The organism is Streptomyces caatingaensis (assembly GCF_001187435.1).
In the GTDB taxonomy this organism is placed as follows: domain Bacteria; phylum Actinomycetota; class Actinomycetes; order Streptomycetales; family Streptomycetaceae; genus Streptomyces; species Streptomyces caatingaensis.
Genome location: NZ_LFXA01000003.1, coordinates 95350 through 110257, shown reverse-complemented (window position 1 = coordinate 110257; position 14908 = coordinate 95350). Strand labels below are relative to the sequence as shown.

Below are 14908 nucleotides of genomic sequence, written 5' to 3'. Positions count from 1 at the left end.
CGTTGGTGACGAGACGGCTGCATCGGGCGAACGGTCCATGCCGCCCGTACGCCTCCCTGCCCTGCATCCGTGACAGTCCCGTGCCGATCGGAGCCCGCCCTGAACTCCCCGCCGCCCGCACCGCCCCCGCCACCCGGCCCGTCCTTCGAGGACATCCGCGCGGTCGTCAACGACCTCGTACCGTTCCAGAAGTTCGCCGGGGTCGAGGTCACCGAGATCGCCGCCGGCCGAGCCGTCGCCGCGCTGCCCGACTGCGCCGACACCCTCAACCACGTGGGCACCCGGCACGCCGCCGCCCTCTTCCTGGTGGCCGAGGCCGCCTCGGGAGCGGCCCTCGCGGGCGCCCTGCGCGAGCGGATCGCCGACATCTCCTTCGTCCTGCGGGAGTCGCGGATCTCCTACCGCAGGAAGGCCCGCGGGGAGATCCGGGCGGTGGCCGCGGTGCCCGACGCGGACCTGCCCGCCCGCGTCGCACAACTCCCGCCCGGCGCACGGTTCGAGGCCGCCACCACCTCCCTCCTCCACGACGCCGGGGGCGAGGCCGTCGCCGAAGCCGCGTTCACCTACCACTGCCGCCTGCCGTCCCCCTGACACCCCTGGGGGCGCACGACAGCACCGAAAGGAAGAAGAGCACGGTGAACTCCCTGGAGCGCCACGACCTTCCGGCCGCACGCATCCCCAAGCGCTGGTACAACGTGCTGCCCGACCTGCCCCGCGCCCCCGACGACTTCCTCGACCCGAGGACCCGGGAACCCGTCGGGACCGAGTACATGGAGCGGCTGCTGCCCAAGGCCCTGGTCGCCCAGGAGACCTCCCCCGAGCGGTGGATCGCCATCCCCGAGGAGGTCCGCGCGGCCTACCGCCTGTGGCGGCCCACCCCGCTCTACCGGGCCCTCGCCCTCGAACGCCACCTCGACACCCCCGCGGAGATCTACTTCAAGTACGAGGGGGCCAGCCCCTCCGGCTCCCACAAGCTCAACTCCGCGCTCGCCCAGGCCTACTACGCCAAGCTGGAGGGGCACGAGCGGCTCGTCACCGACACCGGTGCCGGACAGTGGGGCAGCGCCCTGTCCATGGCGTGCAGCCTGTTCGGCATCAAGGCGCTCGTCTACATGGTGCGCGCCAGCTACGAGACCAAGCCCTACCGGCGGCACTTCATGGAGACCTTCGGCCAGGAGGTCCTGCCCAGCCCCGGCCCGCACACCGAGTTCGGCCGCACCCTCCTCAAGGAGGCGCCCGACCACCCGGGTTCGGAGGCCACCGCCGTCAGCGAGGCGCTGGAGACCGTACGGCTCAACGACGGCGACCGCTTCTCCATGGGCGCCTTCGCCGGGCACGTCCTGCTGCACCAGACCGTCGTCGGCCTGGAGACCCGCGAACAGCTCGAAGAGCTCGGCAAGCAGCCCGACTTCCTCGTCGCCTCCGTCGGCTGCGGCAGCAACATGGGAGGGTTCGCCTTCCCGTTCGTCGGCGACAAGCTGGACGGCCGGGACCTCACCATCCTCGCCGCCGAACCCGCCGCCTGCCCCACCCTGACCAGCGGCACCTACCGCTACGACTTCGCCGACGCCAGCGGCCTGGGCCCGATGGCCCGCACCTACACCCTCGGCCACGGCTTCGTCCCGCCGCCCATCCACTCCGGCGGCCTGCGCTACCACGGCGCCGCCCCCCTCGTCGGCCTCGCCCGCCACGAGGGCATCATCGACTCCCGCGCCTACGCCCAGAAGGCCGTCTTCGAGGCCGGCACCCTCTTCGCCCGCCTGCACGGCCTGCTGCCCGCGCCCGAGAGCGCCCACGCCATCCGCGCTGCCATGGACCTCGCCGTCGAGTGCCGCGAACAGCGCCGCCGCGCCGTCATCGTCTTCTGCTACAGCGGCCACGGCCTGCTCGACCTCGGCGCCTACGGCTCCTACACCGCCGGGGAGATGGCCGACACCGAGCCCTACGAGGCCGCGCTCGCCGCCGGCGACCCCGCCCTCGCCGCCCCGGCCGGAAGGTGAGGGCCGCCATGTACTCCTACCCGCAGTTCATCGGCGGCGAGGACCGGCCCGGCACCGGCTGGACCTACTGCCTGGACGCCGGCGCGTTCCTCGCCGACCCGCGCGGTGCCTTCGGCCGCAAGCGGCGCCTGGAACGCGGCGACGGCCGGGCCGCCGAGGGCGACACCGCCGGCATCACCGGCCGGGTCGCGCTCAGTTCGCCGGACGACGTCGCCGACGCCCTGCGCGCCGCCCACGAGGCCCGCCGCGAATGGGCCCGCACCGACCTCGACACCCGCATGGAGCTCGGCCCCCGGCTGCACGCCGCCCTCCGGGCCCGGCGCGGCGAACTCCTCGACATCCTCGTCTCCGAGGGCCACCCGCGCCGCCTGGCCGAGTGGGAGATCGCCGGCATGCTCATGGGCAGCAGCCCGGAGACCGTCTCCTTCTACCGCAGCCAGCTCGAGCAGCGCTTCGAGAGCCCCGGCCGCTCCATCACCCTGCTGCGCAAGCCCGACGGCGTCGTCTGCCTCAACCCGCCCCAGAACGCGGCCGCCTCCAACTCCTTCCTGGGCACCGCCACCCTCGGCGCCGGCAACACCCTCGTCGTCAAGGCCCCGCGCACCGCACCCCTCGGCGTCGCCTTCCTCTACCGCGAACTCGTCGCGCCGATCCTCGACGAACTCGGCGCCCCGCCCGGCACCGTCAACCTCGTCTCCGGCGCCACCCGCCCCATGCTCCGCCAGTGGCTGAACAGCCCGCACGTCGACGACATCATGTTCTTCGGCGACAGCGACACCGGCCTGGAGTACGGCAACGAGTGCGTCGCCCACGGCAAGAAGCCCGTCCTCGAACTCTCCGGCAACGACTGCCTGGTGGTGTGGAACGACGCCGACCTCGACGGCGCCGTCGACGCCCTCACCGAGTGCTTCTACGGCTCCGGGCAGATCTGCATGGTGCCCAAGTGCGCCGTCGTCCACCCCGACGTCGCCGACGCCCTGCTGGAGAAGCTCACCGCCCGCTGCCGCGCCCTGCGCCCCGGCTACCCCGACGACCCCGACGTCCTCCTCAGCCCCGTGCTGAAGATCGGCGGCTTCCACGAGGTGCTCGCCGACGCCGAACGGCACGGCTGCACCGTCCTGTGCGGCGGACGCCGCGTGGACGTCGCCGGCGAACCGTCGCTCACCGGGACGTTCCTCGAACCGACCGTCGTCCGCGTCGACGGACTGCGCGACGCCCGCCGCGTCCGGGCCGTCCGCGAGGAGACCTTCTTCCCGCTGCTGCCCGTCGTCGTCCCCGACGAACGCGACGACACCCGCGAACTCCTCGAGGCCGTCGTCGAGTTCGTCAACGACAACGAGTACGGGTTGCGCAACTCCCTGTGGTCCGGCGACGAGAAGGTCGTGGCCGCCTTCACCCGGCAGGTCACCACCGGCGGCCTCGTCAAGGTCAACGACTCCCACATCGGCTTCGTCCCCTACCTCGGCACGCACGGCGGCACCGGCCGCACCGGCGGACCGTTCGGCGAGCTCAACTACCCGATCCTGCGCACCTCGCACCTGCAGGGCGTCTCCGTCGTCACCGACGGATCCCGGCCCCGCCCCGTGTGACCCCCGCGCGACCCCGGGCCGCTCCCGGCCGAAGGAACCGGAGGAACGACACCATGCGCACCCCGTGCGACCAGGAGCGGCCCGCCCCGGCCCCCGCGCGGCCGGCGGCCGCCGCACCCCCGCGGCCCCGCCCCCGCCGGCGCCGGCCCGCCCGGCACGACCGCCTCGCCGCCCGGCTGGCCGAACGGGCCGGCGGCCGCCGGGCGGTGATCACCGGCGCCTCCGGCGCCATCGGCCGGCAGCTCGCCGTCCTCCTCGGGCAGGCCGGCGCCGACCTCGTCCTGCTCGGCCGCGACCGGCGGGCCCTGGCCGAGACCGCCCGCCTCGCCGCCCCCGTCGCCGGCACCGTCCGCGTCCACGCGGCCGACCTCACCGTCCCCGCCGACATCGCTCGCTTCACCGAACGGCTCACCGCCGAGTGCGGCGGCGCCGACATCCTCGTCAACAACGCCGGACGCTCCATCCGCCGCGGCGCCGCCCACGCCGTCGAGCGCCCCCACGACTACCGGCGCACCATGGCCGTCAACTACTTCGGCGCCGTCGACCTCACCCTGCGGCTGCTGCCCGGCATGCGCGAACGCGGCCACGGCCACATCGTCAACGTCGCCACCATCGGACTCCAGCTCGGCATGGGCCGCTTCACCGCCTACAACCCCTCCAAGGCCGCCCTGGAGGCCTTCGGCCAGTCCCTCGCCCCCGAACTGCGCCGCGACGGCGTCCGCGTCAGCACCGTCCACCTGCCCCTCGTCCGCACCCCCATGAGCGCGCCCACCACCGCCTTCGCCCGGCTGCCCGCCCTCGAACCCCGCCAGGCCGCCCGCATGATCTGCGCCGCGCTGGTCACCGGCAGCCCCCGGGTCTCCACCCCGCTCGGCACCCTCGGCGAACTCCTCGGCGTCGCCGCGCCCCGCGTCCGCCTCGCGCTCGCCGCCCTCGAATACCGCCTCCTGCCCGAATCCGCCGGCGCCCTGCGAGGCGCCCGGTGAACCCCGCACTCCGACAGGCCCTGGAAGCGCCCACGGTGGCGCACGCCTTCGACGTCACCGCCGACGCCTTCGCCGGACGCCCCGCCTTGCGCGCGGCGGACGGCTGCACCTGGACGTGGCACGCCTACCGCGAGGACGCCCGGCGCTGCGCCGCCGGACTGGCCCGCCTCGGCCTGCGCCCCGGCGACACCCTCGGCCTGCTGCTCGCCAACCGGCCCGAGTTCCACATCGCCGACGCCGCCGCCATGACCCTCGGCGTCACCACCTGCTCCCTCTACCCCACCGCCCCGCGGGACGAACTGCGCCACCTCGTCGACGACTCCCGCATGAGCGTCCTCGTGACCGACGACCCGGACCGCGCCGAGGACCTGGGCCGCCACTGCCCCGGACTGCGGCACACCGTCGTCCTCGGCGACGACGGCCTCGCCCCGCTCACCGGCACCGGCGCCCCCCTCCCGCACGGCCACCGGCCCCGCCCCCACGACGTCCTCACCCTCGTCTACACCTCCGGAACCACCGGGCCGCCCAAGGGAGTCGAGCTCACCCACGCCGCCGTCCGCGCCACCGGACGCGCCTTCCTCGAACGCGTCCCCCTGCCGGCCGGCAGCCGCCTGGTGTCCTACCTGCCCATGGCCCACATCGCCGAACGCTGCTGCTCCCACTACCTGCCCATGGTCCTCGGCGCCGACGTCACCTGCTGCCCCGGCCCCGAACGGCTCTTCTCCGTCCTGCCCGCCGTCCGCCCGCACTGGCTGTTCTCCGTCCCCCGCGTGTGGGACAAGCTCCGCACCCGCCTCCTCGCCGAACTCGCCGCCGCTCCCGAGGAGTTCCGCACCGGCGCCCTGCGCGCCCTGGAGCTCGGCGAGACCCTGGCCGAGGGCGGCGACCCGGCGGCGAGGGCCGCGTACGAACGGCTCGCCCCCGCCTTCCTCGCCCCCGTCCGCGCCGTGCTCGGACTCGACGAGGCCCGCCACGTCCACGTCGGCGCCGCCCCCGTCACCCCCGCCACCATGGCCTTCCTGCACGCCCTCGGCCTGCCCGCCGGCGAGATCTGGGGCATGACCGAACTGTGCGCCGCGGCCTGCGTCACCGTCCCCGGCCGCCACCGCCCCGGCTGGATCGGGCCGCCCCTGCCCGGCGTCGAGGTGCGCACCGCCCCCGACGGCGAAGTGCTCGTCCGCGGCCCGGGCGCCCTGCGCGGCTACCGCGGCCGGCCCCGCGACACCGCCGAGGTCCTCGACGCCGACGGCTGGGTCCACACCGGCGACCTCGGCGAGCTGGACGCCGACGGCGCGCTGCGCATCACCGGCCGCAAGAAGGAGCTCATCGTCAACGCCTACGGCAAGAACATGGCGCCCGCCCGCATCGAGGCCCGCATCGGCGACGGCGACCCCCTCATCGACCAGGTCTGCGTCATCGGCGACGGGCGCCCCTACAACGTCGCCCTCATCACCCTCTGCGACGGCGGGCCCGCCCCCGACCGCGACCGGATCCGCCGCGCCGTCGCCCGCGGCAACCGGCACCTGTCCCGGCCCGAACGCGTCCGCCGCTTCGCCCTCGTCGACGACGCCTGGACGCCCCGCAGCGGACTGGTCACCCCCACCCTCAAAGTGCGCCGCCGCACCATCGGCCGGCACTACCGGGACCTCATCGACACCCTCTACGCCGGCGGCGGCCTGACCCCCCTCGAGGACTGACCATGCGGCCCCTGACGAACACCCCGCGCCCCGCCCCGCCGGTCGCCGCCACGACCGCCCGGCTCGCCGCCCACCTGACCTCGCGCGGCGAGGAGTTCACCCCCCGGGCGCCGTTCACCCTCGACGTCGTCGCCCGCCTGCCCGGCGCCACCGCCGACGACGTCACCCGCGCCCACGAACGCGCCCGCGCCGCCCAGCGCGACTGGGCCGCCCGCGACGTCCGCGACCGCGCCCGCGTCCTGGGCCGCGTCCACGACCTGCTCCTGGCCCGGCGGCGCGAGGCCCTCGACCTGCTCCAGTGGGAGACCGGCAAGGCCCGCGCCCACGCCTTCGAGGAGGTCGCCGACGCCGCCGGGGTCTGCCGCCACTACGCGCGCCGCGCCGCCGGACTCCTCGCCCCGCGCCGCCGCCCCGGCGCGCTGCCCCTGCTGACGGCCGTCCGCGAACTGCGCCACCCCAAGGGCGTCGTCGCCGTCATCACCCCCTGGAACTACCCGCTCAGCCTCGCCGTCACCGACGTCGTCCCCGCCCTCCTCGCCGGCAACGCCGTCGTCCACAAGCCCGACACCCAGACCGCCTGCACCACCCTGTGGGTCCGCGAGCTGTGCGCCGAGGCGGGACTCCCGCGCGAGCTGTGGCAGATCGTCGTCGGCGAACCCGCCGACGTGGGACCGGCGCTGCTCGCCGACGCCGACCACCTCGCCTTCACCGGCTCCACCGCCGCCGGCCGGATCCTCGGCCGCATGGCCGCCGACCGCCTCATCGGCTGCATGCTCGAACTTGGCGGCAAGAACCCCCTCGTGGTCCTCCCCGACGCCGACGTCGAACGCGCCGCCGCCGGCGCCGTCCGGGCCTGCTTCACCAGCGCCGGACAACTGTGCATGTCCACCGAACGGATCCTCGTCCACGCCTCCCTCCACGACCGGTTCCTCGGCCGCTTCCTGGAACACGTCGCCGCCCTGCGCCTCTCCGCCGCCTTCGACTTCGGCGCCGACATGGGCTCCCTCACCTCCCGCCGCCAGCTCGACCGCGTCGCCTTCCACATCGGCGACGCCCTCGACAAGGGCGCCCGCCTGCTCCACGGCGGACGGCCGCGCCCCGACGTCGGCCCCCTCTTCCACGAGCCCACCGTCCTCGCCGAGGTCGCCCCCGGCATGGCCGTGCACCGCGAGGAGACCTTCGGCCCCGTCGTCTCCGTCCGCCCCTTCCGCGACGAGGAGGAGGCCGTCGCCCTCGCCAACGACGGCCCCTACGGCCTCAACGCCAGTGTCTGGAGCCGCAGTCCGGCCCGCGCCGCCGCGTTCGCCGCCCGCCTGTCCACCGGCTCCGTCAACATCAACGAGGGCTTCCGCACCGCCTACGTCTCCTACGCCGCCCCCATGGGCGGCCGCGGCCACTCCGGAACCGGCCACCGGCACGGCCCCGAAGGGCTGTTGCAGTACACCGACCTCCAAGTCGTCGCCCACGCCCGGGCCGACATCCTCGACCCCCGCCCCGGCGCCGACCCCGAACGCCACACCGAACGACTCACCACGCTGCGCCGCACGATGACGAGGCTGGGCCTGGGATGACTCACTTCAGCTGCTTCCTGGTCGGCGGCAACGCCATGGTCGCCTCCTGCGCCGAACTGCTCCTGGAACGCGGCCACCGCGTCCTCGGCGTGGTCACCGCCGCCCCCGCGGTCCGCGACTGGGCCGAACGCGCCGGCCTGCCCGCCCTCGCCTTCGGCCCGCACCTGGAGGACCGGCTCGCCGCCGAGCCCTTCGACCACCTCTTCAGCGTCGCCAACCTGCGCATGCTGCCCCGCCGCATCCTCGGCCTGCCCCGCGGCCTGCCCGTCAACTTCCACGACGGCCCGCTGCCCCGGTACGCGGGCGTCCACGCCACCACCTGGGCCGTCCTCCGGGGCGAGACCCGCCACGGCGTCACCTGGCACGTGATGACCGAGGAGGCCGACACCGGCGACGTCCTGGCCCGGCGCGACGTGCCGGTGGCACCGGGGGAGACCAGCGCCACGCTCAACGTCAAATGCCTGGAGGCCGGCCTCGACGCCTTCGCCGGACTCGCCGACGACCTCGCGGCCGGACGCGCCCGGCGCCGGCCCCAGGACCTCGCCCTGCGCACCTACCACGGCCGCCACGACCGGCCCCCCGGCGGCGGCCTGCTGCGCTGGGACCGGCCCGACGCCGAACTGGACGCGGCCGTCCGCGCCCGCGACTTCGGCCCGCACGCCAACACCTTCGGCACCGCCAAGGCCGTCATCGGCGAACGCGCCGTCACCGTCCGCGCGCTGCACGTCCTGCCCGGGCGGTCGGGACGGCCACCGGGCACGGTCCTCGCCGCCGACGGCCGCGGCCTCGTCGTCGCCACGGCCGGACGCGACGTACGGCTGACCCTGCGCGACCCGCACCACGGCGTCCGCCCGGGCGACCAGCTCCCCGTCCCCGACGCCGCCCTGCTCGACGCGGCCGGCCGCGCCGAGGCCCTCGGCCTGCCCGACGAGGCCCACTGGGTACGGCGGCTGGGCGCACTGGACCCCGCCGACCTGCCCCACCGCGCCGACGCGCCGCGCACCGACGCCGACGTGCCCGTCCCCGACGGCGCCGCAGACCCCCACTGGCTGCTCGCGGCCCTCCTCGCCTTCCTCGTACGGACCGGCGTCACCCCGGGAACCGACGTCCGCCTCATCCGGCCCGCCCCGGCCACCGGCCACCCCGCCGCCGACACCCTCCACACCGACTGGATCCCGCTGCGCGTCCCCGCCCTCGACGGACACGGCATGACGCCGCTGCGCGACCGGGTCGCCCGGGAGGCGACCGCCCGCGGCCCCATCCCCCGCGACCTGTGGGCCCGCCACCCCCGCCTGCGCGCCGCCGCCCGACGGACGTTGCCCGTCTGCTTCGCCTTCGACGACGCCGCGCCCGCCGAACCGCCGCCCGGCACCGCCCTGTTCGTCCGCATCCCCCGGACCGCCGGCCCCTGCCGCTGGAGCGGCCCCGCCGGACCGCTCGCCGCCTACGCCACCGCCTGGCTGGACGACCTCGCCCACGGCGCCGACCCGGCCCGCGCCCCCCTCGGCACCGCCGGGGCCCGGCGCGCCACGGCCGCCTGGAACGCCACCGCCGCCGGGCTCTCCCTCGGCACCACGGTCCACCGCATGGTGGCCCGCCAGGCCCTCCTGCGCCCCGGGGCCCCCGCCGTCAGCTGCGCCGGGCACACCCTCGACTACGGCGAACTCGACCGGCGCTCCTCGGAGTTCGCCGGACTCCTGCGCGCCCGCGGCGCGGGCCCCGGTCACCGGGTCGGCGTCCACCTGGACCGCTCCACCGACCTGCTGGTCGTCCTCCTCGGCGTCATGAAGTCCGGCGCGGCCTACGTGCCGCTCGACCCCGGCTACCCGCCGGCCCGCGTCGCCGCCATGGTCGAGGACGCCGCCCCCGCCCTGATCGTCACCGGCGAACGCCTCGCCGCCGCGCTGCCCGCGACCGGCGCCGGCCTCCTCGTGCCGCGGCACGGACACACCGCCGCCCCGCCCGTGGACGGCGCCGACGTCGACCCCGACAGCGACGCGTACGTCATCTTCACCTCCGGCTCCACCGGCCGCCCCAAGGGCGTCCGGGTCACCCACCGCTCCCTCGCCAACCTCGTGTGCGCGATGGCCCGCACCCCCGGTTTCACCCCCGGCGACCGGCTCCTCGCCGTCACCACCCTGTGCTTCGACATCGCCGGACTCGAGCTCTACCTCCCGCCCGCCACCGGCGGACACGTCGAGATCGCGCCGGCGGAGACCGCCGCCGACGGCTTCCTCCTGCGCGGCCTCCTCGAACGCTCCCGCCCCACCACCCTCCAGGCCACCCCCGCCACCTGGCGCATGCTCCTCGACGCCGGCTGGCGCGGCGCCCCGCCGGACGCCCCGCTGCGGATGCTGTGCGGCGGCGAGGCGCTGCCCCCCGACCTCGCCCGGGACCTGCTCGCCACCGGCGGCCGGCTGTGGAACCTCTACGGCCCCACCGAGACCACCATCTGGTCCGCCGTCACCGAAGTGCGGCCCGGGGAACGCCCGTTGATCGGCCCCCCGATCGCCAACACCCGCTTCCACGTCCTGGACGCCGAACGGCGCCCGCTGCCGCCCGGCGTACCCGGCGAACTGTACATCGGCGGCACCGGCGTGGCCGCCGGCTACCTCGACAGGCCCGGCCTGACGGCCGAACGGTTCGTCACGGTGCCCGCCGACCCCGGAACCGTCTACCGCACCGGCGACCTCGTACGCCAACGGGCCGACGGCAGGCTGGAGTTCCTCGGCCGCGCCGACGGCCAGGTCAAGATCCGCGGCCACCGCGTCGAGACCGGCGAGGTCGAGACCGCGCTGCGCGCCCACCCCGCCGTCGACCGCGCCGTCGTCGCCGTCCGCGACGAACGCCTCGTCGGCTACGTCGTCCCGCACGGCACCCCGCCCACCGCCGGCGACCTGCGCGCCCACCTGGCCCGCACCCTGCCCGCCTACATGGTCCCCTCCGTCTTCGTGACGCTGGGGACCATCCCGCTCACCGCCAACGGCAAGACCGACCGCGCCGCCCTCCCCGACCCCGCGCCGCCCCGCCCCGCCGCCCCGCACGGACCCGCCGACGGCGCCGAGCGGTTCGTCGCCGACGTCTGGCGCGACGTGCTGCGCCTGGACCGCGTCGGCGTCGACGAGAACTTCTTCGAGGTCGGCGGCGACTCCCTGCTGCTGATGCGCGTCATGGCCCGCCTGCGCGACCGCACCCGCGAGCCCCTGACCCGCGTGGAGATGTTCATGTACCCCACCATCCGCTCCCTCGCCCGCCGCCTCGCCCCGCCCGACGCCCCCCGACCGGGCCCGCCACCCGTCGCCGCCCACCGCACCCGCGGCCGCCCCGCACTGGGCGAGCTGCGCCGGCGACGCCACGACTGAAAGGGAGAACGGCCATGCGCGTCTGCACCGTCTGCGCCCTCAAGGAGAACCACCCCGGCATCACCATCGGCGACGACGGCGTCTGCAGCCTGTGCACCCTGGACTTCGCCGGCGAGCTGATGGAGAACTTCGCCTACACCAGCCGCGTCTTCGAGGAGTTCACCCGCAGCGGCCCCAACCCGCACGGCGAGCACGACTGCCTGTTCATGTACAGCGGCGGCAAGGACAGCACCTACATGCTGGACAAGTTCGCCGGCGAGTACGGCAAACGCGTCCTCTCCTACACCTTCGACGTCCCCTTCGAGAGCGCGCACGCCGCCGAGAACATCAAGCTCGCCAGGGAACGCATCCCCGCCACCTTCGTCGTCGACTCCGACGACGACAACATCAAGGCCATGATGCGGGAGGTCTTCAACCGGACCCCCGGCAGGCCCGGCAAGTACCTCGACGAGAAGCTGCCCTGCGTCTCCTGCCGCTCCTTCTTCGTCATCCGGGCCATCCTCTACGCCTTCCGCCACCGCATCCCCTACATCGTGCTCTGCGCCGACCCGCAGCAGATCCTCACCATGGAGTCGGACGCGCGCGAGGTGATCCGGGGCTTCTACCGGACCTTCGGACGGCACCTCACCGACGAACTGTTCCGCGGCGAACTCGAACAGCTCCTCTTCGCCGACGAGGACGAACTGCCCCGCATCGTCTTCCCGTTCATCGCCATGCGCTACGCCTACGACCCGGACCGCATCGTGGCCGAGCTCAAGGCCAAGGGGCTGTACACCTCGTCCCCGATGGAGACCCACTGCACGCTGTTCCCGCTGCTCAACTACTACTCCTTCGTCAACTGGGACTGCATGTTCTACAAGCTCAACGCGGCCAGCCACCGGCGGTCCGTGCGGCGCGACGGGAACCGCACCCGGTCCACCTTCAGCATCACCTTCCCGCGCGCGGCCGACCTGCCGCTGATCGAGGAGCGGCTCAAGAAGCTCGTCCTCGACATCGCGGGCAACCGCGGCGACCCCGCCGCCCAGGAACGCGAACTCATCGACCTCTTCCGGCGGCTGGACGCCTCCGAGGACGCCGCGCGCTTCGTCGCCCAGGGCTTCCTCGCCATGCGCCGCACCGCCGCGGACCTCGGCATCACCCTGCGGAGCACGGGGGCGGAGACATGACGGACTGCGACGTGGCGATCATCGGAATGGCCTGCCGGTTCCCCGGCGCCCCCGACGTCGGGGCGTTCTGGGACCTGCTGCGCGAGGGCCGCGAGAGCCTGCGCCTCCTCACGGACGAGGAACTGCTGGCCGCCGGCGCCGACCCGGCCGAGCTCGCGCGCCCCGGATTCGTCCGGGCCGCCCAGAGCCTCGACGGCGTCGAGCTGTTCGACGCCGCCCACTTCCGGATCCCCGACGACGAGGCCGAACTCCTCGACCCCCAGCAGCGGCACTTCCTGGAGTGCGCCCTCGCCGCCCTGGAGGACGCCGGATACGACCCCGCCGGGCACCCCGGAGAGATCGGCGTCTTCGCCGGCGCCGGCATGAACACCTACCTCCCCGGCAACCTCGCCGACCGGTACGCCGCCGGCTCCACGCTCGGCCGCTACCGGCTCATGCTCGCCAACGACACCAACTACCTCGCCACCCGGACCTGTTACAAGCTCGACCTGCGCGGCCCCGGCGTCACCGTCGGCACCGCCTGCTCCACCTCGCTGGTCGCCGTCCACCTGGCCTGTCTGAGCCTGCTCGCGGGGGAGTGCGGCACGGCCCTCGCCGGAGCCGCGCACCTGCGCATGCCGCACGACGAGGGCCACGTCCACCAGGAAGGCATGATCTTCTCGCCGGACGGGCACTGCCGGGCCTTCGACGCGGACGCCCGCGGCACCGTGCTCGGCAGCGGCGTCGGCGTCGTCGTCCTCAAGCGGCTCGACGACGCGCTCGCCGACGGCGACACCGTCCACGCCGTCGTCAAGGGCACGGCCGTCACCAACGACGGCTCCGCCAAGACCGGGTTCACCGCACCCGGCGTCGAACGCCAGGCCGCCACCGTCCGCGAGGCCCAGCGCGTCGCCGGCTGCCCGCCCGAGACCATCGGCTACGTCGAGGCCCACGGCACCGGCACACCCCTCGGCGACCCCGTCGAAGTGGCCGCACTCAACCGGGCGTTCGGCCCGATCGGCCCCGGCCGCGTCCTCCTGGGATCGGTCAAGACCAACATCGGGCACCTCGACGCCGCCGCCGGCATGGCCGGCCTCATCAAGACGGCGCTGATGCTCCGGCACCGCACGTTCGTGCCCAGCCTCCACTTCCGCACCCCCAACCCGGACATCGACTTCGCCGCCGGCCCCTTCCGCGTCGGCACCGAGACCGCGCCCTGGCCGGACGGGGACGGACCCCGGCGGGCCGGCGTCAGCTCCTTCGGCGTCGGCGGCACCAACGCCCACGTCGTCCTGGAGGAGCCCCCCGCCCCCGAGGCCGCCCCGGCCCCCCGGCCCGCCGAACCGCTGCTGCTCTCCGCCCGCACCCCCGAGGCGCTCGCCCGCGCCACCGGCGACCTCGCCCGCCACCTGCGCCGCCGCCCCGGCCTGGACCTCGACGCGGTGACCCACACCCTCGCCGCCGGCCGCCACCACCATTCCCACCGCCGGGCCGTCGTCTGCGCCGACACCCACGACGCGGCCCTCTCGCTGGCGATCCTCGACCCGGACCGGGTGCGCACGGGCCGCGCCGACCAGCAGCCGGACGGCTTCGCGTTCGTCCTGCCCGACGCCGGGGGCCAGGCGTCCGGCGCCGCAGAACTCTACGCGGAACTCGGCGAGTTCAGGGACGCCGTCGACAACTGCGCGCGGCTGCTCGGCGGCGCCCCCGGCCCCGCCGCCGTCCTGGGCGACGGCGGCCCGGCCGCCTTCGTCGTCCCCTACGCCCTGGCGCTGGTGTGCCGCGCCTGGGGCGTACGGCCCGCCGCGGCCGTCGGCTGGGGCACCGGCCGGACCGTCGCCGCCTGCCTGGCCGGTGTGTTCGGGCCCGGGGACGCGCTCGCCCTGAGCGCCGGCCGCCCCGCCGTCCCGGCGTGTGCCGTGCCGGAGATCCCCGTGAGCCCGGGGACGCGCTGGCTGCGGCCCGACGAGGCCGCCGACCCGCGCACCTGGACGCGGCCCGGCCCGGAGGAGGCCGAACGCGCCCGCGCCGAGGCCCTGTCGAAGGAACAGGGCCTCGTCCCCCTCGTCCTCGGTCTCGACGGCCGCGGCGCCACCGAGGTCCTGCTGGACGCCCTCGCCCGCGCCTGGACCCACGGCGCCGACGTCCGCTGGGACCGCTGGTACGGACCCGGACGGCGGCGCCGCGTCCCCCTGCCCACCTACCCCTACGAGCGGCGGCGCCACTGGGTCGACCCGCCCTCCCGGCGCACCGGCACCGCCGCCCCCGACGACCTGGCCCGCCGCGTCGAGCAGGCCGGCCCCGCCCGGCGCAGCGCAGTCCTCCAGGAGTTCCTGCGGCACCAGGCCGCCCGCCTCCTCGAACCCGAGGACGGCAGGCTGCCCGGCGCCGACGAGGACCTCTTCCACCTCGGCGCCGACTCCCTCGTTCTCATCGACATCGTCGCCACCCTCGGCACGGCCCTCGGCCGGAACCTCACCACCTCCTTCGACGACCCGCCCACCCTCCGCGGACTCGCCGACCGGGTGGCCGCGGACTGGCGGAAGGGATGAACGCAC

At 75.4% G+C, this 14908-nt stretch carries 9 protein-coding genes; all 9 read left to right on the top strand.

Going from position 1 to position 14908, the window contains the following annotated elements:
- Window positions 1-69 precede the first annotated feature (69 nt).
- Genes AC230_RS06925 through AC230_RS06885 form a run of 9 tightly spaced genes read left to right on the top strand, consistent with a single transcriptional unit; the run spans window position 70 to window position 14902 of the window.
- Window positions 70-591, top strand: a complete 522-nt coding sequence (locus AC230_RS06925; RefSeq protein ID WP_049715160.1) for a DUF4442 domain-containing protein — start codon at window positions 70-72, stop codon at window positions 589-591.
- A 44-nt stretch (window positions 592-635) separates the two neighbouring features.
- A complete protein-coding gene (locus AC230_RS06920) occupies window positions 636-2000 on the top strand; it encodes a TrpB-like pyridoxal phosphate-dependent enzyme (RefSeq protein ID WP_107082080.1) in 1365 nt (454 codons plus the stop codon).
- A gap of 8 nt (window positions 2001-2008) precedes the next feature.
- Entirely contained in the window at window positions 2009-3589 is a 1581-nt protein-coding gene (locus AC230_RS06915) for an aldehyde dehydrogenase family protein (protein ID WP_078871038.1), read from the top strand.
- A gap of 53 nt (window positions 3590-3642) precedes the next feature.
- On the top strand, window positions 3643-4575 hold the full coding sequence (locus AC230_RS06910; RefSeq protein ID WP_049715159.1) for an SDR family NAD(P)-dependent oxidoreductase: 933 nt from the start codon (window positions 3643-3645) through the stop codon (window positions 4573-4575).
- Complete coding sequence (locus tag AC230_RS06905; RefSeq protein WP_157868525.1) at window positions 4572-6272, top strand: AMP-dependent synthetase/ligase; 1701 nt, start codon at window positions 4572-4574, stop codon at window positions 6270-6272. Before AC230_RS06910 ends, AC230_RS06905 begins: the two co-directional genes overlap by 4 nt.
- Before the next feature lie 2 nt (window positions 6273-6274).
- Window positions 6275-7843 (top strand): succinic semialdehyde dehydrogenase, encoded by a 1569-nt coding sequence (locus AC230_RS06900; protein ID WP_049715157.1) that lies wholly within the window; start codon window positions 6275-6277, stop codon window positions 7841-7843.
- Window positions 7840-11205, top strand: a complete 3366-nt coding sequence (locus AC230_RS34250) for an amino acid adenylation domain-containing protein (protein WP_049715156.1) — start codon at window positions 7840-7842, stop codon at window positions 11203-11205. Before AC230_RS06900 ends, AC230_RS34250 begins: the two co-directional genes overlap by 4 nt.
- A gap of 14 nt (window positions 11206-11219) precedes the next feature.
- On the top strand, window positions 11220-12371 hold the full coding sequence (locus AC230_RS06890) for an adenine nucleotide alpha hydrolase family protein (protein WP_049715155.1): 1152 nt from the start codon (window positions 11220-11222) through the stop codon (window positions 12369-12371).
- Window positions 12368-14902: a type I polyketide synthase gene (locus AC230_RS06885; protein ID WP_049715154.1), complete on the top strand. Its 2535-nt coding sequence runs from the start codon at window positions 12368-12370 to the stop codon at window positions 14900-14902. Before AC230_RS06890 ends, AC230_RS06885 begins: the two co-directional genes overlap by 4 nt.
- Window positions 14903-14908 lie beyond the last annotated feature (6 nt).

Coding starts and splice junctions, on each gene's coding strand:
- AC230_RS06910 (WP_049715159.1), top strand. CDS start 3,643: ATGCGCACCCCGTGCGACCAGGAGCGGCCCGCCCCGGCCCCCGCGCGG.
- AC230_RS06900 (WP_049715157.1), top strand. CDS start 6,275: ATGCGGCCCCTGACGAACACCCCGCGCCCCGCCCCGCCGGTCGCCGCC.
- AC230_RS06915 (WP_078871038.1), top strand. CDS start 2,009: ATGTACTCCTACCCGCAGTTCATCGGCGGCGAGGACCGGCCCGGCACC.
- AC230_RS34250 (WP_049715156.1), top strand. CDS start 7,840: ATGACTCACTTCAGCTGCTTCCTGGTCGGCGGCAACGCCATGGTCGCC.
- AC230_RS06885 (WP_049715154.1), top strand. CDS start 12,368: ATGACGGACTGCGACGTGGCGATCATCGGAATGGCCTGCCGGTTCCCC.
- AC230_RS06890 (WP_049715155.1), top strand. CDS start 11,220: ATGCGCGTCTGCACCGTCTGCGCCCTCAAGGAGAACCACCCCGGCATC.